General features: G+C 73.4%; 19 protein-coding genes. 7 read left to right on the top strand and 12 right to left on the bottom strand.

Features of this window, described 5'->3' with window-relative positions:
• Positions 1-861: 861 nt before the first annotated feature.
• Together QSK21_RS10685 and QSK21_RS10680 are read right to left on the bottom strand one after the other, a co-directional pair.
• Positions 862-1242 carry a DUF3817 domain-containing protein gene (locus tag QSK21_RS10685; RefSeq protein WP_285695325.1) on the bottom strand — a complete coding sequence of 127 codons (381 nt, stop codon included), beginning with the start codon at positions 1240-1242 and terminating at the stop codon, positions 862-864.
• A 39-nt stretch (positions 1243-1281) separates the two neighbouring features.
• Entirely contained in the window at positions 1282-1650 is a 369-nt protein-coding gene (locus QSK21_RS10680; RefSeq protein WP_285695324.1) for a hypothetical protein, read from the bottom strand.
• 125 nt (positions 1651-1775) lie between these two features.
• On the opposite strand from QSK21_RS10680, the gene QSK21_RS10675 reads away from it, so the two are divergent.
• From QSK21_RS10675 to QSK21_RS10655, 5 genes are all read left to right on the top strand, one after another.
• Positions 1776-3155: an SWIM zinc finger family protein gene (locus tag QSK21_RS10675; protein ID WP_285695323.1), complete on the top strand. Its 1380-nt coding sequence runs from the start codon at positions 1776-1778 to the stop codon at positions 3153-3155.
• Positions 3152-5779 carry a DUF6493 family protein gene (locus tag QSK21_RS10670; RefSeq protein ID WP_285695322.1) on the top strand — a complete coding sequence of 876 codons (2628 nt, stop codon included), beginning with the start codon at positions 3152-3154 and terminating at the stop codon, positions 5777-5779. Before QSK21_RS10675 ends, QSK21_RS10670 begins: the two co-directional genes overlap by 4 nt.
• A gap of 91 nt (positions 5780-5870) precedes the next feature.
• Positions 5871-7127 (top strand): MFS transporter, encoded by a 1257-nt coding sequence (locus QSK21_RS10665; RefSeq protein ID WP_285695321.1) that lies wholly within the window; start codon positions 5871-5873, stop codon positions 7125-7127.
• 32 nt (positions 7128-7159) lie between these two features.
• Complete coding sequence (locus QSK21_RS10660) at positions 7160-7729, top strand: methylated-DNA--[protein]-cysteine S-methyltransferase (protein WP_285695320.1); 570 nt, start codon at positions 7160-7162, stop codon at positions 7727-7729.
• Between the two features lie 50 nt (positions 7730-7779).
• Positions 7780-8373, top strand: a complete 594-nt coding sequence (locus tag QSK21_RS10655) for a TetR/AcrR family transcriptional regulator (protein WP_285695319.1) — start codon at positions 7780-7782, stop codon at positions 8371-8373.
• Here QSK21_RS10655 and QSK21_RS10650 read toward each other — a convergent pair.
• The 6 genes from QSK21_RS10650 to QSK21_RS10625 form a co-directional block, all read right to left on the bottom strand.
• Positions 8370-9281, bottom strand: coding sequence for an oxidoreductase (locus tag QSK21_RS10650; RefSeq protein ID WP_285695318.1), 912 nt, complete (start codon positions 9279-9281; stop codon positions 8370-8372). The genes QSK21_RS10655 and QSK21_RS10650 overlap by 4 nt on opposite strands.
• Positions 9282-9427: 146 nt before the next feature.
• Positions 9428-9919, bottom strand: coding sequence for a glutathione peroxidase (locus QSK21_RS10645; RefSeq protein WP_285695317.1), 492 nt, complete (start codon positions 9917-9919; stop codon positions 9428-9430).
• Positions 9920-9987: 68 nt separating this feature from the next.
• The gene (locus QSK21_RS10640) at positions 9988-10284 is read right to left on the bottom strand and encodes a hypothetical protein (protein ID WP_285695316.1); all 297 of its coding nucleotides are present in this window, start codon (positions 10282-10284) and stop codon (positions 9988-9990) included.
• 64 nt (positions 10285-10348) lie between these two features.
• Entirely contained in the window at positions 10349-10504 is a 156-nt protein-coding gene (locus QSK21_RS10635; RefSeq protein ID WP_285695315.1) for a hypothetical protein, read from the bottom strand.
• A 99-nt stretch (positions 10505-10603) separates the two neighbouring features.
• Positions 10604-10903, bottom strand: coding sequence for a hypothetical protein (locus QSK21_RS10630; RefSeq protein ID WP_285695313.1), 300 nt, complete (start codon positions 10901-10903; stop codon positions 10604-10606).
• A 72-nt stretch (positions 10904-10975) separates the two neighbouring features.
• A complete protein-coding gene (locus QSK21_RS10625) occupies positions 10976-12097 on the bottom strand; it encodes an LCP family protein (protein WP_285695312.1) in 1122 nt (373 codons plus the stop codon).
• 420 nt (positions 12098-12517) lie between these two features.
• Here QSK21_RS10625 and QSK21_RS10620 point away from each other — a divergent pair, with 420 nt between their 5' ends.
• Positions 12518-14335, top strand: a complete 1818-nt coding sequence (locus QSK21_RS10620) for an ABC transporter ATP-binding protein (protein ID WP_502871545.1) — start codon at positions 12518-12520, stop codon at positions 14333-14335.
• Here QSK21_RS10620 and QSK21_RS10615 read toward each other — a convergent pair.
• Positions 14332-17979: an AAA family ATPase gene (locus QSK21_RS10615; RefSeq protein WP_285695310.1), complete on the bottom strand. Its 3648-nt coding sequence runs from the start codon at positions 17977-17979 to the stop codon at positions 14332-14334. The two genes, QSK21_RS10620 and QSK21_RS10615, sit on opposite strands and share 4 nt — an antisense overlap.
• 135 nt (positions 17980-18114) lie before the next feature.
• Between QSK21_RS10615 and QSK21_RS10610 the strand changes: the two genes are divergently transcribed.
• Positions 18115-18483, top strand: coding sequence for an STAS domain-containing protein (locus QSK21_RS10610; RefSeq protein WP_285695309.1), 369 nt, complete (start codon positions 18115-18117; stop codon positions 18481-18483).
• 46 nt (positions 18484-18529) lie between these two features.
• On the opposite strand, the gene QSK21_RS10605 is transcribed toward QSK21_RS10610, so the two are convergent.
• From QSK21_RS10605 to QSK21_RS10595, 3 genes are all read right to left on the bottom strand, one after another.
• Positions 18530-19309, bottom strand: coding sequence for an SGNH/GDSL hydrolase family protein (locus QSK21_RS10605; protein WP_285695308.1), 780 nt, complete (start codon positions 19307-19309; stop codon positions 18530-18532).
• A gap of 138 nt (positions 19310-19447) precedes the next feature.
• Positions 19448-20068, bottom strand: a complete 621-nt coding sequence (locus tag QSK21_RS10600; protein WP_285695403.1) for a GTP-binding protein — start codon at positions 20066-20068, stop codon at positions 19448-19450.
• A gap of 40 nt (positions 20069-20108) precedes the next feature.
• Positions 20109-20564 carry a DUF742 domain-containing protein gene (locus QSK21_RS10595; RefSeq protein WP_285695307.1) on the bottom strand — a complete coding sequence of 152 codons (456 nt, stop codon included), beginning with the start codon at positions 20562-20564 and terminating at the stop codon, positions 20109-20111.
• Positions 20565-20574: the final 10 nt, after the last annotated feature.

The following is a 20574-nucleotide window of genomic DNA, read 5'->3' as shown; positions in this document are numbered from 1 at the left end:
GTGGGCCGATCGTGCCTGGTGGGCAAAGTTTTACCCTCCCCTTTTCTTCCTGGGCGAGTGTTTACGCGACCATGAAGGCTGGGTACTTAACGCAACGAGATCGTGACGCTGAGTGATGGGGAAGCGATGGGGCGGCAAGGCTCCGGCCCCGTCGCCCGGCGAACCGGGGAGGGGGCACGCATGCGGCGCGCGGGACTTGCTCGGCACGGCGGAACCGCCGCTCATCGGCTTCCCTTCGACCGGGGTCCGGGCTTGTCTCGTCGCGCCCGGCCCCCGGCCCCCTCCGGCCCGGTCCGGACGGCCGAGGGCGTACCGGGCCCGTCGCGTCGCCGCCGGCACCTCCCCCCTTCCGCCCTGGTGCCGGCGGCGACGGCGGCGCGTGCCCGGTCACACCTCGGGTCCTCGGCCGTCCCGGCCGGATCCGTTCACCCCGTACCACCCGTTCACCCAGTACCACCCGTTCACCCAGTACCACCCGTTCACCCAGTACCGGAGACCCGGTGCCGCATGCCCCCGTGGCACCGGGATCCACCGCGCCGGGCCGGCGGCTCCGAGCCACGCCGCCGGCCCGGCCCCGGCCACCGTGCCCGATCCCACCGTGTTCGACGTCATCGGATCTCAGTGCCGGATCTCTCGAGAGCAGCGTCGATACCGAAGGAGAGCGAGGTGAGTGCCCGGCGCAGACACCCTGTGAGCCGTTAAGAGCCGGGCGGCCGGACTTCTGACCCGACCCCCGTCCCAGGCCGCCCACACAGCAGTACAGACCGCTGCTGGACGCCCGGCCCGTGGAGGCGCTCCGCCCCACGGGCCGCGGCATGTCCTGGCATGGGTACGTTCAGCCGCGGGCGGCGCCGGGGCGGCTCAGGCGTTGTCGACGGCGCCGCTCGGGGCCTCGCGGGGCACCTCGGCGGTCTCGCCGGTCTCCTTGTCCCGCGCCCTGGCGGCCAGGTCGGCGCGGGCGTCCCGCACGATCCGGCGCTCGATGACGAACGCCAGGAACGGGATCAGCCCCGCGGTCACCATCAGCACCATCTGCCTCAGCGGCCAGGAGAGCTTGCGGTACAGGTCGAACGCGACCGCCAGGTAGACGATGTAGAGGGTGCCGTGCGTCGGGGAGATGATCGCCGACGGGGTCTCGTTGCCGCCGATGTAGCGGATGGGCATGGCCACGAAGACCAGCAGCAACAGCATCACGCCGACCACGATGGCCATGACGCGATACCGGTTGACGGCCGCTTCCACAGATCACCTCTCTGAACGGGGGCCGGTCGGACTCGCCGGTCAGTCTCGCCGGTGCGTCTCGGAGTTGAGCCGCGCCAGGTAGCGGTTGTAGGCGGCGAGCTGAGGGTCTTCCTCCTCCTGCCGCCGGATGATGTCCCGCTTCACCGCGGCCTCGACGGGCTCCTCGACCACCGTGGGGGTCCGGTCGGGCCCCTTGCGGGCGTCGTCGAGCTCGTCCCGCATCATCTTGATCCACATCACCAGCACGAAGATCGCGAAGATCGGCCACTCGAAGACGTACGCCCAGCTACGGTCGTTGCCCTGCTGTGCCCGGTCGAACTGCCACCAGCCGAAGGCCAGGAACGCGGCGAACAGCGTGATCGCCAGCGCGTGGAGCCCGAGCCATCCGGGGGTGAAGAACCTTCGCACGGCTTCGAGCCTACCCCCGGTGTCCCCGAGCCCGGATCCGGCCCCGTACCATGCCCCTCCCCCTGTTCTCCGGCCCCGCCCCTTGTTTCCCGGAAAATGTCGGTCGCGCGCCCTAGGTTCGCGGCATGGCGAGCGGCACGGCGACCACGCCGGTTCAGAAGTACTCGTACGCGCGTCCGTCCTCGCTGGACGGCGGGCTCCTCGGCCTGTCCACCTCCGGCGGGACCACCGCGGCCGGGCCCCAGGCGCGTCCGCGCTTCTTCAGCGGGCTGCTGACCGAGGCGGCACCGGCCGCGGCGGCGCTGCTCGCCCTGGCGGACGTGGCGCAGACCCGGTACTACCAGCCGCGTCCCACGACGATGCGCGACCCGGTGGTGACCTGCAACGGCGACCGGCTGCGGATGGAGTCGTTCTCCGCCTGCTGCGGGGTGTACGGGCGGCTGGACGTCCTGCAGCCCGCGCTGGACGGCGAGGTGCACGAGCGCGGCACGACCAACGTGGACGTCAACGGCCCGCTGCGGGAGGCACTGGCGCGGGTGGGCACCGGCGACCCGCTGCACTTGGCGGTCGGTGCCGAGGAGCTGGCGGTCACCACGCTGGACGGAGCCGTGGTGGAGAAGAAGGTGCCGCTGCCGGACCGCTGGCTGCGGGGCTTCGCCGAGCTCCAGGTGATCACGTCCGGGTTCGACCTGCGCGCGGAGGTGTCCGGGCCGGAGGCGGTGCGGTTCCTGCGCGGGCTGCCGGGCGGGCGTTCGCGGGGGAGGCTGTGGGCCGTCCCGGCAGGCCGGGGCCTGCGGATCAGCTCCCGTCCCGGCCCCGGGGCGGTGTCTCTGGCCGGCCCGGACCGGCTGCGCACGATGCTTCCGCTGCTGCGCTTCGCCCGGGCTCTGCGCGCGTACGGCCCGGCCGTGACCGCGGCGGACGCCAGGCCGGTCGCGAGCGCGTGGGAGCTCGAACTGCCGGGCATGCGGTACGTCCTGACGCTCTCGCCCGAGCCGCACCGCGGGTTCTCCGGCGAGGGAGCCGTCCTGGACGCCCTGGCCACCGAGGAGGCGGCCGACGACGCCGAGCTTCTGGGCGCGCTGCTGTCGTTCGAGGCCCGCGTCGAGCCCGACCTGCTGGCCGAGCGCGCGGGGATCGACGCGCGCCGAACGCGAGCCGCGCTGACCCAGCTCGGCACGGCCGGGCGGGTCGGGTACGACACGGCCGAGGCGGGCTTCTTCCACCGGGAGCTGCCCTACGACCCCGAACGGGTGGCGGCGATGAACCCCCGGCTGCGCGACGCCAGGGCCTTGGCCGGGTCGGGCGCCGTCCGGTTCACCGGCCCCGGCCTCGCGGTCGTGGAGACCGGCGACCGGTCCCGCCAGGTGCGGTTCTCCGGCGACCGGGCGTCCTGCACCTGCCCTTGGTGGGCCGAGTATCGCGGCGGGCGCGGCCCCTGCAAGCACGTGATCGCCGCGCGGCTCGTCCGGGACGCCGCCATGGCGGAGGAGGGCACTCGATGAGCGACCTTCGGGTGGACACGCTGCTCAGCAAGGTCGAGCACGGCAACGCACGGTTCGTCGCGGCGCTGCTGAGGCGGTTCACCGACGAGGAGCGCAGGGCCGCCGCCAAGGAGCTGCCCGGCCTGCTGAGGAGGGTGCGGGACACCCGCCCGGACTCCCCGTGGACCGAGGGGGCGGTCACGTCGGCGTTGCTGGTGGCGGGCGCCGGCTGCATCCCGGGCCCGGCCGCGGCGGCGCAGTGGCTGGCCCGCGCCGACCTGCGGCTCAATCGCGCCTGGGACTTCAGAGCCGGACGCCGGCACGCGGAGTTCGTGGTCACCGCGACCGAGGGCCGTCCCGCCGAGTGGCGCGCGGAGGTGGGCAGGCGCCTCGCGGGGCGGCTGCGCGTGGCCGACCAGAGCGCCTGGGGCGGCGACCAGGCCGCCTGGTGGACCTGCGCGCTCCTCCTGCGGGCCGCCGGTGCGGGACCGCCCGAGGACGAGGCGTTCACCGTCGGCTGGGTGCGCTGGACCGCGCCGGCCACGGGGCTGGGCGAGGATCCGCTGCTGGACGCCATGGTGCCGCGGCTGTTCGAGGTCGAGGCCGTCGGCCAGGTGATCGGCATGTTCGGCGCCGGGAACGCCTGGCGGACCGCGCTGACACGGCTCGTCCAGGAGGGCCGTCTGGAGCGGGAGGCGCTGCTGGACGGGTGCGTGCGCCGGTTCCTGCGCGGCGGCGCACTGAACGACCTGCGCTGGTACGCCGATCTGCATGACGCGCTCGCCCCCGATCTCGACGAGGTGCTTCCGCGGATCCGTGACTACGCGCGGCTGCTCCCCGCCGCGCCCGCCCGGGTCGCGGAGCTGGCGCTGCGCGAGGTCCGCCGGGTGGACGAAGAGGTGGGCCTGGACGAGGCGGTGTTCGCCGAGGCCGCGGAGGCGGTGCTGTTCCGTCCGGAGAAGAAGCTGGTGCGCGCCGCGCTGTCCTGGCTGGACCGGCCGGGCCGGGAGGACGCGGCGCTCGGCGCGCTGACCGTGGCGTTCGGGGATGGGTCGCACGCCCTCCAGGAGCGTGCCGTCCGGATCGCCGTCAAGCACGGCCCCAAGGCCGACGAAGCCGTTCGTGAACGGGTCCGGGAGGCGGCCACGGCCCTGCCCGCCGATCTCAGGGACCGGGTGGCGGAGGTCTTCGGCGAGGTCGAGGCGCCCGTACCGCCGCCCGCCGGGCTCGCCCCTCCCCCGCCGCCCGCCGCGTTCCCCGCGCCGATCGCGTCCGTCGCCGAGCTGGCCGAGATGTTCGCCACCGCGGATCGAAGGAGTCTCGGCCGGATCGGAACGGAACGGCTCCTGGCCGGGATGGTCGAACTCGCCCACGCCGATCCCGGCGGTTTCCACAAGGCGTGCCGGACGACCTTCCGCGAGATTGATCACTGGCTGTGGCTGGACTCCCTGGACGACAACCTCCCCGGGGATCTGTCACCCTTCCTGGCCGCGGTCACCTTCCTGGCACGGCGCCCGCACCAACGGGTCGCCCGCCCGCGCCCGCGCCCGTCGACCCGTGCGCTCGCGCGGTTCCTTGCCCGACGCAGCCGGGAGATCGGGATGCTGATCGGCAGGACGCCGTTCCTGCTGTCCACGCCGACCGCCGCGAACGGGCTGCTGGACGCCGGTGAGCTGGTCTCCCGGCTGGAACGCCTGGAGGCGGTGGGCGGCGACGCAGGGGTGATCGACCTGGCGCAGGCCCTGCTCCGCCTCCCGCCGGGGGCCGATCCCGATGCCGCCGCCCGCGCGGCACGCCTCACGTCGTCTCCGGGCCGGACGCTGGCGGCCTGGCTGGAGAACGGCGGGTTCCCAGAGGTGCGGTTCCACACCGCCGTGACACCGGTGTCGTTCCAACCCGACCAAAAGGCGCGCACGGCCGTCATCGCCATCGCGACCCCCGAGGCCGTGCGGCTGCCGGACCCGGCGGTCGTGGACGAGCTCATGCCGCTCCTCGACTTCCCTGGAGCGTCGTGGCGCCACGGTTCCGCGAGGGCCTTCTCCTTCAACGCCTACGGCGGCGATCCATGGTGGGTGCCGACGATCCCCTCCCATGCCGAGCTGGCCGCCGCGCACCTGCTTCCCGATCTGGCGGTGACGCTGGACCACGTGTACGCGCAGAGCCGCGCGCTGCTCTCGCTGGCCGAGGCGGACGGTCCGGTCGGTGTCGCGACGGCGACCGCGCTCGCGTACGGGCTGACGATCAGGCCGGTGGCGGAGCGTGCCGGGGCGGTCGACGCCCTCCTGCTGATGGCGGCGCGGGGACGGCTGCCCGCGGCCGAGTTGGGCGCGGCGGTCGGCGCGCTGGTCGGGCATGGGATCGCCAAGCTCGGCCGGATGGCGGGCGCGCTGGGCGAGGCGGCCGACGCCGGGGCGCACGCAGAGGTCTGGACGGTGGTCGAGCACGCGCTCCCGCCCGTTCTGGACGCCCACGCCGCACGTCCCGTCACCGGCCTGGCCGACCTGCTCGCCCTCGGCGCCCGTACCGCGGAGGCGACGGGCGCGCGGGCGCGCATCCCCGCGCTGGAGGCCCTCGCCGCGCGGAAGGGCTCCAGCCGCGCCGTCAAGGAGGCCGGGCGCCTGCACGCGTACCTCACCCGCCCGTGAGCCGAGCCCCCGCGCATACGGAAATGACGGTGATGGGTGATATACCCCTTTCGTAGGTGTGCGGGGTCGGTGCGGGAGGGACGGGATCGTCATGGCGGTGGCGGACGAGCTCACCGGAGAAAAATCCACGCCCATCGCGCGGCATCCGGCCCAGCGGCGGATCCTCGCGGTGCTCACCGCCTCGCAGGTGCTCGGAGGCGTCGGCGTCGGCACGGGAATCGCGGTCAGCACGCTGGTCGCGGCGAACCTGTCGGGCTCGGAGGCGATCGGCGGGCTGGCGCAGACCAGCGCGGTGACCGGCGCGGGCGCGCTCGCCGTCCCGATGGCGCGGGCCGCGACCAGGCACGGGCGGCGCGCCGCGCTCTCCATCGCCTACGCCTCCGCCGGGGCGGGCATGCTGACCGCCGCGATCGCCGTCGCGCTCGGCTGGTGGCCGCTGCTGCTGGCGGGGCTGTTCTTCGCCGGCGGCGGGTCCGCCGCCTCACTGGCCGCCCGGTACGCCGCCACCGACCTGTCCGCCCCCGGGCACACCGCCCGCGACCTGTCGGTGGTCGTCTGGGCCACCACGATCGGCTCGATCGCCGGACCCAACCTGGCCGAACCCGCCGACCGCCTGGGACGGTCGCTGGGCCTGGCGGACTGGTCGGGCCCCTACGCCACCTCGGCGGTCGCGTTCGCGCTCACGCTTCTCGGGGTCATGACGCTGCTCCGTCCCGACCCGCTGCTAGCCCAGGCGCACGCCGATCCCGCATCCGCCGCCGGGGAGCGTCGCAAGGGAGGCGGCTGGGAAGTGCTGCGCACCACGCCGCGGGCCCGCCTGGCGGTGGCCACGATCGTGGTGTCCCACCTCGTGATGGTCACGATCATGGTGATGACGCCCGTCCACCTCGACCACGGGCACGCGAGCCTCACCATCGTGGGCATCGTCATCAGCCTGCACATCGCGGGCATGTTCGCGCTGTCCCCGCTGCCGGGCTGGCTGGCCGACCGGTTCGGCCGGATCCCCGTCATGATCGGCGGGATGGCGCTGCTCGCCGTCGCGACCGCGCTGGCCTCGGTCTCGGCGCCGCACCACGTGACCCGGCTGACCGTCGCGCTGTTCCTGCTCGGGCTGGGCTGGTCGTTCGGGCTGGTGGGCGGCTCGGCGCTGCTGACCGACTCGGTGCCCGCCGAGCGGCGGCCCGCCGTCCAGGGCCTGTCGGACCTGCTGATGAACGGTGGCGCCGCGCTGGGCGGTCTGGCGGCCGGCACCATCGTCACCGCCTTCTCCTACGGCGTTCTCGCGACGACCGCGGTGTTCCTGGTGCTGCCCATGACGGCGGCGCTCCTGCTGGCAAGGCGGCGATGACACCACCCATGACCTCACCTGTGACCTCACCCATGACTCCACCTGAGACGACGGCGACCCTGGCGTTCGGCTCGATCGGCACCGTGCTCGGCACGCTGCTGGCCGGTGCCACCGAGACCGGCGTGGCCTGGCTGGGCTGGCGCGACTCCCCCGGCGCCCGCGCCCGCGCCGCCGCGCGCGCCGGCCTGCCCGTCGTGGACGACCCGGACCGGCTCGCCCCCGTCCTGGAGGGCCTGGCCGGCTACTTCGGCGGCGAGCCGCGCACGTTCACCCTCCCCGTCGACTGGCGGCTCACCTCCCCGTTGCAACGTCGGGTGCTCGCCACGCTGTACGAGTCCGTCTCCTACGGCGAGGTGGTGACCTACGGCGAACTGGGCGCGCGCAGCCAAGCCGGCGTCACCGCACAGGCCATCGGCCAGGTGATGGGAAGCAACCCGATCCCGGTCATCGTGCCGTGCCACCGCGTCGTCGCGTCCAACGGGCTCGGCGGCTACAGCGGCGGCTCGGGCATCGAGGTGAAGCGCTGGCTCCTCACCCTCGAAGGCTCCCTTCCCGCGACCCTCGACTGGGACCTGCACACCGGGCCGCGAGCAGAGCCATGAGCAGGCCCATGAGCAGGGCCGCGGGACGGTCACGACCGTAGAATGGGCCGGTGCCGAGAATCAGCGAGCCCACGGTCGCCGAGCACCGTGCCCGCCAGCTGAGAACCCTGCTGGACGCGGCACGCGCGCTGGTCGCCGAGGAGGGCATCGAGGCACTGTCGCTGGCCGCGCTGGCCCGCCGGGTGGGGGTGTCCCGTCCCGGGCTGTACGAGTACTTCCGTTCCAAGGACGACCTGGTCGCCGCGATCGTCGAGGAGGAGCTGCCGCGCTGGGCGTCGCTGGTGGCCGCGTCGCTGGACGGCCCGGACGGGCTCGCCGGCAAGGTCGGCGCCTACGTCCGGGCGCAACTGGAGGTCATGACCGACGGCCGGCACGCGGCGGCGGTCGCGCTGGTCGAGCACGCGCTCGCCGAGCCCGCTCGCGAGCGGATCCGCGACGGCCATGCGCAGCTCCTGCGTCCCCTGGTCACCGCGCTGGCCGAGGGCGGCGTGCCCGAGCCGGAGCTGCGCGCCGAACTGATCCAGGGCATCGTCGACACCGCCGCCAAGCTGGCCCAGCGCCGTCCCGGCGACTCCGGCGCGATCGTCCGCGCGGCCGTGGCCCAGGCGGTGCACGGCCTGGGCGGAGAGCGGCCGGGCGCCTAGCCTTCCGCCGGCACCTCGTAGTGGACGCCGGTGAGGGCCTCGGAGACCTCCCACAACCGTTCGGCCGGCTCCGTACGGTTCGCCTTCGGGGGCATGACGGCCTTGGTGGGCGGACCCATCACCTGGTAGCGGGGCCCGTAGCACGCTCCCTGCTCGACGTCCGGGGAGACGGCCGCGTACAGGGTGGGCAGGGCCCCGGCCGCGGCGGACTGGGAGAAGACCGAGCCGAACTCCCAAAGGCGCTCGCGGAGCCTGCTGCCCTCCATCCGCGGCCCCACCTTCTGCAGCTCGGTGGAGGCGAAGCCCGGGTGGGCCGAGGTGCTGAGGATCTTGGGCACGCGCCGTCCGAGATGCTTGGCGAACACCAGGTTGGCCAGCTTGGACTGGCCGTAGGCGGCCCACCTCCGGTAGCGCCGCTCGCCCTGGAGGTCGGCGAAGTCGAGCCGGCCGCCCCAGGCCGCACCGCTGGTCACCGTGGTGACGCGCGGGGAGGGCGCGGCCAGCAGCGCCGGCAGCAGCAGCCCGGTGAGCGCGAAGTGACCGAGATGGTTGGTGCCGAACTGCATCTCGAACCCGTCGGCGGTGACCCGTCTGGGCAGCGCCATCACCCCGGCGTTGTTGACCAGCAGGTCCAGGGGACGGTCCGCCCGCGCGGCGGCGAACCGGCGCACCGAGGCGAGATCGGCCAGGTCGAGCGTGTCCAGTTCGAGGTCGGCGCCGGGCACCTCCGCCTTCATCCGTTCCATCGCGGCCCGGCCGCGCTCGGCGCTGCGGCAGGCCAGCACGACGGCGGCGCCGTGCCGGGCCAGCTCCAGCGCCGTGTGGAAGCCGATGCCGCTGTTGGCACCGGTGACGACGCAGCGCCGTCCGTACAGGTCAGGGATGTCCGCCGCCGTCCAGCCGCGCATGGGGCCTCCTCCGTGCCTGAGCCGGATGTCTCGGTCGACCCGGGTCCGTGCCGGTCTCGGTTCCGTGCCCGTCCCGGGTCCGCGCCGCCGCACGGGCGCGCCCCAACGCTAGACCCGGAATCCAATAGCCCACAACGGGCCCGGGCTCAGGCGGCCGGAAGGTTCTCCTCGATGGCGGAGACGACCTCGGGCGCCTCCGGATCGGTCTGCGGCGCGAACCGCGCGGCGACCGTGCCGTCCGGGGCGATGACGAACTTCTCGAAGTTCCAGCGGATGTCGCCGGTGTGCCCTTCGGCGTCGGGGGTATCGACCAGGGCCTGGTAGAGCGGGTGCCGCCCCTCCCCGTTGACCTCGACCTTCTCGGTCAGCGGGAACGTCACCCCGTAGGTGGTGGAGCAGAACTCGGCGATCTCCTCGGGGGTTCCGGGCTCCTGGCCCATGAACTGGTTGCACGGGACGCCGATGACGGTGAAGCCGCGGCCGGCGTACCGCTGCTGCAGCCGCTCCAGTCCCTCGTACTGGGGCGTCAGGCCGCACTTCGAAGCGACGTTGACGACGAGCGCGGCCTTGCCCTTGTACTGGCCCAGGTCCGCGGAACCGCCCCGCAGACCACCGATCTCTACCTCGTAGACAGACATGGGCCCGATCCTAGAAGGGACGGGCCCTCAGGCGCCCCCCGGCCCCGGGCGGGCGAAGGGCGCCGCGCTCAGGTCCCCAACGCGTTCACAAAGGCCGCAAGCTGGTTGCCCGCCTCGCCTAGCTGGGCGAAAGCGTTGTTCACCACATTGGCCGCGTCCCTTGGAGAGCTGAGCAAGTAGAAGACCACGAAGGCGATGGCCACGTAGCGGAGGTTCTTCTTCATCCGAACGCCGTCCCTTGGTAGCGCAGCGACACACTGACCCGACTCAATTGTGCCCGGCTGCTTCTGCCCGCAAAGCGCCATTTTACTGTCACGGCCCGGCCAGCGGATGATCCCCTCGGGCGAAAGCGTGATCCATTCCACGGATCATGACGGCGCGAAACGGGCCCCGTGCCCGGCGATCAGCACGGGGCCGCAAAAACGGACATCAGGGGATAGCACTCACAAAACGGGACATCGATTCGGCCGCGCCGCCAAGGCCGCCCAGCGTGCTGTTCACCAGGGCCGCCGCCGCCTCCGGCCGTGTGACCACGTACCACACCGCGAAGGCGATAGCGGTGATCTTCAGGTGCTTCTTGTTCACGTCCCCTGCTTTCCGTGACCGACTGCATCCGTAACGGTACGGAGTGTAGTCTCCCCGGCGCCCGCCGATCCGGAGATCAAGGCACGGCAAAGAAGCCGCTCAGGTGCCGGTCGGAACGCCGTGCTCGGTCAGGTAGGCAATGTACATGGGCCGCAGCGCGTCGGCCATCTCGCCCTCCCTGGCGTGCGTGAACTCCTCCAGCAGCGACAGGACGTGCAGCAGGTCGAACTTCGCCCGATCGACGTTGCCCAGCGCGGCCGCCGCGGCGGGGATGGCGCGCAGCAGCTCCCACAGGAAGGCGACGTCGCGCCGCTCCCGTGCGCGGGTCAGCGCCAGATCGTGCAGTTCCCTGGACGGCAACTCGTCCAGCCGCCCCGCGTCAGGGGTCACATCGGACATGCCCCGTCTCTAACCGCGCGGGCGCGCTCCTAACTTCCGCGACCGCCGTCACCCGCTGCGAGGGGCGGCGGGCTAGCGGGTGATGACCTCGTCGGGGATCTTCTTGTCCTGCTTGAGGGCGTCGAACAGCAGGCCCGCCTTGCGCTTGTCCCACGTGATGTACGCGCCCGCCGCCGCCGACGAGCCGCTCCCGCCGATCGGGACCGAGGTGGTGACGCCGTCGCCGCCGCTGACGCCCTTCATGGCCCACATCATCCGGGCCAGGTCGTACAGGTGGTCGTCCTCGTCCACCGTGAAGTTGCTGGTGGCGTTGAGCGCGAGCGGGACGCCGCGCGCCGGGTTGAGCAGGGTGCCCGGCGATGCGGCCTTCTTCATCAACGCGCCGAAGAACTGCCGCTGCCGCTCGATCCGGTCGAGGTCGGCGCGGGCGGACGCCCGGGTGCGGACGAACCCCAGGGCCTGGCCGCCGTTGAGGGTCTGACAGCCGGGCGAGAGGTCCAGCCCGGCCTTGGGGTCGCGCATCCGCTCCTTGACGCAGATCTCCACCCCGCCGACGGCGTCCACCACGCCGACGAACCCGGCGAAGCCGATCTCCGCGTAGTGGTCGATCCGCACCCCGGTGGCCTGCTCCACGGTCCTGACCAGCAGCTTGGGGCCGCCGAAGGCGAAGGCGGCGTTGAGCTTGTTGGACCCGCGCCCCGGGATCGGCACGTAGGAGTCGCGGGGCAGGCTGATCAGCGAGGTGCCGCCCGCGCCGTAGTGCAGCAGCATCATCGAGTCGGTGCGGCGGCCCTGCGCCTTGCCGGTGGCCAGCCTCCTGCGGTCGGCGCTGGACAGCCCCTCGCGGCTGTCGGAGCCGACGATCAGCCAGTTGGTGCCGGGGGTGTCGGCCAGCCGGCCGGGCTGGTCCAGCACCTGCTCGCGCTTGAGCCGGGAGTCGAGGTAGAAGTAGCCGCCCGCGACCGCGACGAGCAGGATCACCAGGATGATCGCGAGGACCCGTGGCCAGCGGCGGCGCCTGCGGCGGGGCCCGTCGTACTCGTAGGGGTCGCGTCCCCGGTACTGGTCGCCCGCGTACGGATCCGCGTAGGGGTCCGGGTACGGGTCGCCGTACCGATCGCCCTGCCGGTCACCGTACGGGTCGAGCTCGCCGGCGAACTCCGCCGACCCCCGCACTGGCCTGTTGCGCGCCATCCCGCGTCCCTCCCCTTCCGGCCGGCCTCGGTCGCCCAGCGGACGATTCCAGCGGACGACGACTGCACGAATGACTCGACGATAGGGCACCGTCGCCGCTGGTCGCGTCCCACTCACGCATGATTGTCGACAAGTCCAAATGGGCCCGGCATGTGATAAATCAGGCAGAGCTTCTCGTCCGGTCGTTGCACACTGCCCAGTGGTGATACGTGCGGCGGGGGGCCTCGGATGAGTGTCAGGCGAGCTTGGTCTCTGCTCGGAGGATTTCGGCGTGCCCGGCTCCGCCTACGTCGCGGAGATGCCGCGGGTCCCACCGCGGCGGAGGACGGCGGGCAGGGCGGCGGGCAGGGGCAGGACGACCTGCCCGAAGTGACCGTCAGCCTGTGGGCGTCGCGGACCCGGGAGCTCCACGAGACCGGCATGCGCACGATCGCCCGGCGGCTGCCCTCGCTGATCGCGCAGTCCACGCGGCTGGCATGGCGCGCCGGCCGGGCCGACACCCTGGTCACGATCTCCCTGAACGTGGCCGCGGGCGTGTTCACCGCGTTCGGGCTGCTGGCCACCACCGGCGTGCTGACCGCCCTGTTCAGCGCGGGCCCCACACCCGAGCGGGTGCGCGCGGCGCTGCCGTCGCTGGCGCTGGTGGCCGGGGCGGCCGCGCTGCGCGCCGGGTTGCAGGCGGCGGCCGGCTGGGCGCAGGCCCGGCTCGACCCGAAGGTGGAGCGGCTGGTCGAGCTGCGGCTGTACGAGGCGACCACGGCCGTGGAACTGGCCGCCCTCGAGAACTCGGAGTTCCTGGACGACCTCAAGCGCGCCGAAGGCCGGGGCATGCGGTCGGCCACGATGGTCGTCCAGCACGCGGTGGACGTGCTCACCGGCGTGGTCGGGCTGCTCGCGGCGGCGGGGACGCTGGGCATCCTGCACCCGTTGCTGCTGCCGTTGCTGCTGCTCACGGCGCTTCCCGAGGGGTGGGCCTCGGTACGGGCGGCACGCATGCGGTACGTGATGGAGTTGCGGATGATCGGCGCCCTTCGCCGCAAGTGGATCCTGTCGGACCTGATGGCCGACCGGCGGCACGCCGCCGAGATCCGCTCGTTCACCATGCGCGGTTTCCTGCTCGGCGAGTACGACAAGGTCGCGGCCTACCAGCGCGGGGTGGAGCTGGATCTGGCCCGGCGGCAGACGATCGTGCGGGTGTTCGGCGACATGATGCAGGGCGCCGCCACCGGCGGCGTGTACGCCGCGCTCGGGCTGATGCTGTGGGCGGGCGCGGTGCCGCTGGCCGTGGCGGGCACCGCCGTGCTGGCCATCCGCTCGGGGCAGACCTCGCTGGTCAACCTGGTGTTCGCGGTCAACCGCTGCTACGAGGAGGGCCTGTACTTCGGCGACTACCTGGACTTCTGCGAGGAGGCGGAGCGGCGCGTGCCGCGGCGCCCGGCGACGCCCTCCCCGGCCGGCCTTCCCGCCGACTTCGGGCGGATCACCGTACGGGACGTGCGGTTCACCTACCCGGGGGCGGACGACCCGTCCCTGAACGGGATCTCCATGGAGATCCGCCGCGGGGAGGTGGTGGCGCTGGTCGGCGAGAACGGCTCGGGCAAGAGCACGCTCGCCAAGATCCTCGCCGGGCTCTACGACCCGGACGGCGGCGAGGTCGCGTGGGACGGCGTCGCGCTGAACACCGTCCCGCCCGAGGCGGTGTGGGACCACGTGGCGGTCATCGCGCAGGAGTACACGCACTGGCCGATGACCGCGCGGCAGAACATCACGATGGGGCGGGCCGCGACGCGGGAGGAGCTGCTGGCGGCGGCGCGGGCGTCCGGCGCCGACGAGGTGGTGGACGGGCTGGCGCACGGCTACGACACGCTGCTGGACCGGCGGTTCAAGGGCGGCGCCGAGCTGTCGGGCGGGCAGTGGCAGCGGCTGGCGGTGGCGCGCGGGTTCTTCCGGGACGCGCCGCTGCTGATCTGCGACGAGCCGACCGCGGCGCTGGACGCGCGGGCCGAGCACCACCTGTTCGAGCGGATCCGCACGCACGCCGACGGCCGCACGGTACTGCTGATCACGCACCGGCTGGCCAGCGTCCGGCACGCCGACCGGATCTACGTGCTGGAGGGCGGCAGGGTGATCGAGGAGGGCGACCACGCGACGCTGATGGCGCGGAACGGCCTGTACGCCGACCTCTACGGGTTGCAGGCGGCCGCGTACTCCGCCGCGCCGCAGCGGACGCAGGGCTAGATGTAGGGGCCCGGTGGCGGCGGGTCGTCCCGGCGCGCGGGCTCGGCCGGGACGTCCTCCGGGCGCAGCAGCCTGACCTCGGACGGGTCCGCGTCCCCGCCGGGACGGTCGCCGTCGTCCGCGGTGATCCGCTGCGCCTGCCGGGAGATCGACTCCTCCAGGACGTTGCGGACGAGCCTGGCGTTGCCGAAGGAGGCGTCCCTGGGCTCGGCGGCCAGCCTCCGCCTCAGCCGCGCCGGCACCCCGTCCGCCAGGACGAACCCGGCCTCGGCCGCCATCGACTCGAAGATGGTGACCAGCTCGTCGTCGGTGTAGTCGGGGAACCGCAGCGTCTTGGGGAAGCGGGACTCCAGGCCGGGGTTGAACTTCAGGAACCGCTCCATGTCCGCGTCGTAGCCGGCCACGATCACCACCAGGTCGGAGCGGTGCTCCTCCATCAACCTCAGCAGCTCGGCGATCGCCTCGTGGCCGAAGTCGCGCCGGTCGCCGCCCGCCGCGGTCAGCGCGTACGCCTCGTCGATGAACAGGACGCCGCCCAGCGCGCGCTCGACCGCCGCCCGCACCCGGTGGGCGGTCTGCCCGATGAACTCCGCGACCAGGTCGGCCCGGGTGACCTCCACCAGGTGGCCGGACGACAGCAGGCCGAGCCGGGCGTACACGGCGGCGATCAGCCGGGCGATGGTGGTCTTGGCGGTGCCGGGGTTGCCCATGAACACCATGTGCCTGGCCGGGAACGCCAGCGGGACGCCCGCCTCCCGGCGCCGTTCCTCCATCCGGGCCTCGGCGACCAGCGCGCCGATCTCCCGCTTGATCTCGTCGAGCCCGATCAGCCGCTCCACCTCGGCGAGCGGGTCGCCGGGCACCGCGTCCCTGCCGGGGACGAGGGTGTCGGGCACGTCCTCGGGCAGGATCTCGACCAGCGACTCGGTCTCGTCCACGACCCCGTCGGCCAGCACCCGCCGGCCCTGCATCGCCACGGCCCGGTCCAGCAGGCCGTTCATGGCGCGGGCGTTGCCGAAGCCGCGGTCGCGCGGGGTGGCCCGCACCAGCGCCTCGACCCGGCCGAGGACGCCGGGGGCCAGCGCGAACCCGGCGGCCTCCGCCTTCGCCCGGAACACCTCGACCAGCTCGGCCTCGGTGAGGTCGGGGAAGCGGACGGTGCGCGGGAAGTAGGCGGCCAGCTCGGCGTGCGACTTCAGCAGGCCGTTCAGCTCGGCCTCCGGCCCGGCCAGCATCACCACCAGGTCGGTGGGGTGGGCCTGGACGGCGCCCAGCAGCACGTCCACGATCTCCCGTCCGCGCTGGGCCTCCGCCGAGGCGAACGCGTGCGCGTCCCGCACCAGCAGGATGCCGCCCAGCGCGCGCCCGACCGCGCCGCGCACCCGGACCGCGCTCTCGCTGGTGAACTCGCCGAGCAGGTCGGACCTGTCCACCTCGACCAGATGCCCATGGGTCAGGATGCCCAGGTCGGCGTACATCTTGCCGAGGATCTGCGCGACCTTGCTCTTGCCCGTCCCCGGGTTGCCGGCGAACACCAGGTGCCGGGGGCGTCCCGCCACCGGCATCCCGGCCTCGCGGCGCAGCCGGGCGGCCTTGGCCTCGGCGACCAGCGCCTCGATCTCCCGCTTGACCGGCTCGATCCCCGCCATCCCCGCCAGCTCGGCGAACGGGTCGGCGACGGCGCCGCCGGCCGGCGCCCGCTGCGGCAGGTCGTCCGCGGTGATCCACAGGCCGTCCGGGGCGGGTTCGACGGCGCCGAGGCGGACGCGCGCGGCGGCGACGCTCTGCTCGGCCAGATGCTCCACCAGGCGGGCGCCGCGCAGGTTGAGCAGCGGCGGGGTGCGGCTGAGCAGGACGCCCGCGGCCTCGGCGACCTCGTCGGCCACCCGCGCGCCGCGGGCGGTCACGGCGCGGCGGAACAGCTCGGCGTGGTCGTCCTCGGCGAACTCGCGGGTCCTGGTGACCTCGAACGCGCCGACCAGCGCCGGGTTGACGTCGAACAGCCGCCGGTCGCCGCCGGGACGGCACAGCGCGATCACGTCCAGTCCGGGCGAGCGCGCCATCAGCCGGCGCAGCTCCTCCAGCGCGGCCGTCCCGCAGCGCTCGTGCCCGGCCAGCCGCTCCAGGTCGTCGATGACCAGCATCATCCGGCCCTCGACGCACTCGCGCACCCGGGCCTGCAACCACAGCACCGCGTCGCTGACGCCCAGCGACACGAACACCTGGTCGGAGATCCACAGCGCCTCGCGGATCCGGCCGTCGCGCGCCAGCAGGCCCTCGGCGATCTCGACCGCCGTGCCCTTGCCCGTCCCCTCCCCTCCGGCGATCAGCAGCCGGACGGGCCGCTCGCCCGCGAACCGCGCCGCGAGGGCGTTCCGCAACGCGCGGGTCAGGTCGGGCTGGCCGACCAGCAGGCCCTCCAGCGGGTCGGGCTCCGGGGCGGACGCCGCGGCGGCGGCCGGTTCCCCTGAGGCGGACACTGAGGTGGACACTGGGGCGGACACCGAGCCCGGCGCCGAGGCGGACGCGGCCCCGCGTTCCAGCAGGCGGCCGAGGGGATTGGCGACCGGGCGGTGGTCGAACAGGCGCCGCAGGTCGTGCTGGAAGGCGCGTATCGGTACGCGGCAGCGCGCGCTGGTGGCGGACTCGGGCAGCCCTTGCACGGCGCCGGTGAAGCGGACGGCCATGTCCAGCCAGGCGCGGCAGGCGTCGGCCTCCCCGGCGACCAGGCCGCGTGCCAGCCACGCGCGGACCCGCTGCTGCCACGGCTCGGGGGCCCAGTTCCCTTGGTCGGCGCGCAGCGCGTGCAGGCGGTCGGCCAGGTTGTGATAGCGGGCGGTGCCGAGCGCGACGGCGAACTCGGCGGGCGGCGCCGTCACCTCCGCGGCCAGCATCAGCTCCGCCAGGGCCATCTCGAACGTGCCGCCCTCGCCCGTGACGTTCTCCAGGCGGGTGTGAGCGGCCGCCAGACCTTCGCACACCCATCCCAGGTACCCCAGGGGTCCCGCAAGCTCCGGGAGGATCTGCAGCGTCTCCTCGTCCAGGCCGGACGCCCAGAACGCCTCCAGGCGGTCCTGGGGGACGGTCATCGCCTCCCGGCTCGCCTCGGGATCCGCCAGGCGGCGATCGAAGAGCTCCATCAGCGCGGCCCGGCGCCGCTCGATCGGCTCCAGCCCCTCGAAGACGTCCATCCCGGCGCGGGCCAGCCCGTACATCACCGCCCGGCGCTCGGGGTCGTCCCCGGCGGGCTCGGGCAGCCACAGGCCGGGCGGGCGCCACCGGCCGCCCTGCGTGAACCAGGCCAGCGGGTCGCGGACGGCGGGCTCGGGCGTGGCCAGGAAGTCGCCCAGCAGCTCGTAGTCGACATCGCCCCTGGACCCGCCGCGCAACGCCGACGCGCCCAGCAGGAAGGTCAGCAGCGACCACTGCTCGGCGCCCGCGGCGGAGGTGTCCGGGCCGTAGAACTCGCTGAGCTGCCGTGTGAGCACGACCGCGCGCGGATCGCGGTTGAAGGCGAGCGCGCGTTCGCGCATCTCCTCGTACAGGCCGTCCGGCACCCGCCAGGGCCCGTAGGCGTACACGTCGAGGACGGGCTCGTCCGTCACGAGCAGTTCGAGGTGTTCCGGCAACCTTGGGGGGCTCACGCCTGCACCCTACGGCGCCGACCGTGCGCTTGGCAGACCGGTGGGTCTCGGGGATAGTTGTCGCATGGAAAGCGTCCTGGGGTCCCTCTCACGGGCGCCCGGCCGGAGGGGAACCTTCCCGTGGAACCCCTGAACGTGACAGCGCGCCAGGCCGACGACCGCACGATCGTCGAACTGCGGGGCGAGCTCGATGTCGCCAACAGTGACGACCTGCGCGAGCGGCTGCGCGCGATCCGCCGCTCGCACGGCGAACGGCTGGTCCTCGATCTGTCCGGCCTGGAGTTCATGGACTCGCACGGCCTGTCGGTGATCGTCGGCTGCTACCAGGCGGCCGTGGCCGCCGGCGGCGACGTGGCGCTGGCCGCCCCGCGGCCGGTCGTCCGGCGGAACCTGGAGATCACCGGCCTGCACCGCAGGATCACCGTCGCCGGGACGGTGGAGGAGGCGCTGGCCGCTCAGGGCCTCTCCCCCGCGTCCGACCCTCCAGCGACGGCCCATCCCTAGGGTCTTCCCGAGCCTCCTGTCACGGCGCTCCGCGCGGGAGCGTCGTTCACAGCGGCAGCGGTGTCGGGCGCTTGGGGCCGCGGCCGTCCCCGGACGAGCGGCCGGTGGCGCGGCGCCCGATCCACGGCAGCAGGTACGTCCTGGCCCAGTAGATGTCCTCACGGCGCAGGGTCAGCCAGCCCACCGTCTCGGCGGGCGGCCACGGCTCGCGCCAGTCGCCCTTCACCGGCACGCCGAGGCGCTCGGCGACCAGCAGTGCCATCCTCCGGTGCCCCTCGGGCGACAGGTGCAGCCGGTCCTCGTGCCAGGCCCGCGGGTCGTCGAAGACGCGCAGCGCCCACAGGTCCACCACCTCGCACCCGCGCACGTCGGCGATCGCGCGCAGGTGCATATTGTACGTGGCGGCCTTGCCGCGGATGCGATGCCCCGAACGCAGGCCCCGGGTGTCGAAGCCGGTGAAGATGACCACGCGGGCGCCGGTGGCGCGCAGCTTGCGGACGGCGTCGTCGAAGAGCACCGCCAGCGCGTCCGGGTCGGCGCCGGGCCGGATCATGTCGTTGCCGCCGCCGCACAGCGTCACCAGGTTCGGCCGAAGGCCGACGGCGGTCGGCACCTGCTCGTCCACGATCTGGCGGAGCAGCTTGCCGCGCACGGCCAGGTTGGCGTAGCGCAGGTCGGGGTCGTGCTCGGCCAGATGCTCGGCGAGCCGGTCCGCCCACCCGCGGAAGCGGTCCTCCTCGCCCGGATACGGGTCGTTCAGACCCTCGGTGAAGCTGTCCCCGATGGCGACGTAGGTTCCCACGAACAGCCGATCCCGCGCCCCCATTGCACCACCTTGCGTGTGTTGACGGTCTTGACCCCATTCGTCGTGATCAATGATGCATCGTACACACATCCCTACGCGACCGTAGGGAGGCGTCAGGGGCCTGACGAGGGCGGGGGCGGAGGGCCGGGGGCGGCGGGCTCAGGTCCAGGTCGGGGACGTCCTCCCCATCGCGCCGCCCGCGGACGCCGGCCCGTCCAGCCGGCCGACCGGGGCCGCGCCGCCCGCGTGCATCCCGATGGCGTGCTTGACCAGCGTGATGAGCACCTGCTTCGTGGACTCGCGGCTGCGCGCGTCGCACTGCAGGATCGGGACGTGCGCGCTGATCGACAGCGCCTCCCTGATGTCCTCGGACGCGTACGGGAACTCGCCGTTGAAGCCGTTCACGCCCACCACGAACGGCAGGCCGAGCTCCTCGAAGTAGTCGACGGCGGCGAAGCAGTCCTCCAGCCGCCGGGTGTCCACCAGCACCACCGCGCCGATCGCGCCCTTGACCAGGTCGTCCCACATGAACCAGAAACGGTGCTGGCCCGGCGTGCCGAACAGGTACAGGATCAGCTCGGAGTCCAGCGAGACCCGGCCGAAGTCCATCGCGACGGTGGTGGTGGTCTTGTCCGGCACCGCGGACAGGTCGTCCACCTCGGCGCTGGCCGCCGTCATGACCGCCTCGGTGGTGAGCGGCATGATCTCCGACACCGAGCCGACGAAGGTGGTCTTGCCGACACCGAAGCCGCCACCGACGACGATCTTCACAGAGGTCAGCTCGCCGTCCCCGCCCGGCCCGGCCGGAGGCGGTGCCTGATCAGAGGTTCCGAAGGCCACTGAGAACCCTTTCTAGAAGGCGGAGGTCCGGCTGCGCGCCGGCGGGACGCGACTGGTGCAGGCGCAGCAGTCCTTCGAGGCACATGTCGGCGATCAGCACCCTGGCCACGCCCAGCGGGATCTTCAACAGGGCCGATACCTCGGCCACCGACCGCGCGGACCGGCACAGGTCCATGATCGCCCGATATTCCGGTGTCAGCCCCGCCACGTCCCGCGGCGGGTAGGGCGCCGCGGTGACCAGGGCCTCGACCGCCAGGTCGTACCGCGGCCGGGTGCGGCCACCGGTCACCGCGTAGGGCCGCACCAGCGAACTGGCGTCGGACTCCTCAGCGGGGCCCCGTCCCCGTAGAGGGTCGCCCGGCCACCGGGGCGGTCCACCACCACCCGGACCCGGCGGACCGCCTGGACCGGCTCCCCATGGACTGCCTCGATCCATCTCGCCGACC

This window comes from Actinomadura sp. NBRC 104412, assembly GCF_030269515.1.
In the GTDB taxonomy this organism is placed as follows: Bacteria; Actinomycetota; Actinomycetes; order Streptosporangiales; family Streptosporangiaceae; genus Spirillospora.
This window is presented reverse-complemented; position numbering and strand designations above follow the sequence as displayed.

What these genes read in the sequence shown, in the direction of transcription:
- QSK21_RS10625 (WP_285695312.1), bottom strand. Translation starts at nt 12,097, where the DNA reads ATGGCGCGCAACAGGCCAGTGCGGGGGTCGGCGGAGTTCGCCGGCGAG.
- QSK21_RS10605 (WP_285695308.1), bottom strand. Translation starts at nt 19,309, where the DNA reads ATGGGGGCGCGGGATCGGCTGTTCGTGGGAACCTACGTCGCCATCGGG.
- QSK21_RS10670 (WP_285695322.1), top strand. Translation starts at nt 3,152, where the DNA reads ATGAGCGACCTTCGGGTGGACACGCTGCTCAGCAAGGTCGAGCACGGC.
- QSK21_RS10660 (WP_285695320.1), top strand. Translation starts at nt 7,160, where the DNA reads ATGACTCCACCTGAGACGACGGCGACCCTGGCGTTCGGCTCGATCGGC.
- QSK21_RS10650 (WP_285695318.1), bottom strand. Translation starts at nt 9,281, where the DNA reads ATGCGCGGCTGGACGGCGGCGGACATCCCTGACCTGTACGGACGGCGC.
- QSK21_RS10620 (WP_502871545.1), top strand. Translation starts at nt 12,518, where the DNA reads ATGCGCACGATCGCCCGGCGGCTGCCCTCGCTGATCGCGCAGTCCACG.
- QSK21_RS10595 (WP_285695307.1), bottom strand. Translation starts at nt 20,564, where the DNA reads ATGGATCGAGGCAGTCCATGGGGAGCCGGTCCAGGCGGTCCGCCGGGT.
- QSK21_RS10645 (WP_285695317.1), bottom strand. Translation starts at nt 9,919, where the DNA reads ATGTCTGTCTACGAGGTAGAGATCGGTGGTCTGCGGGGCGGTTCCGCG.
- QSK21_RS10665 (WP_285695321.1), top strand. Translation starts at nt 5,871, where the DNA reads ATGGCGGTGGCGGACGAGCTCACCGGAGAAAAATCCACGCCCATCGCG.
- QSK21_RS10675 (WP_285695323.1), top strand. Translation starts at nt 1,776, where the DNA reads ATGGCGAGCGGCACGGCGACCACGCCGGTTCAGAAGTACTCGTACGCG.
- QSK21_RS10630 (WP_285695313.1), bottom strand. Translation starts at nt 10,903, where the DNA reads ATGTCCGATGTGACCCCTGACGCGGGGCGGCTGGACGAGTTGCCGTCC.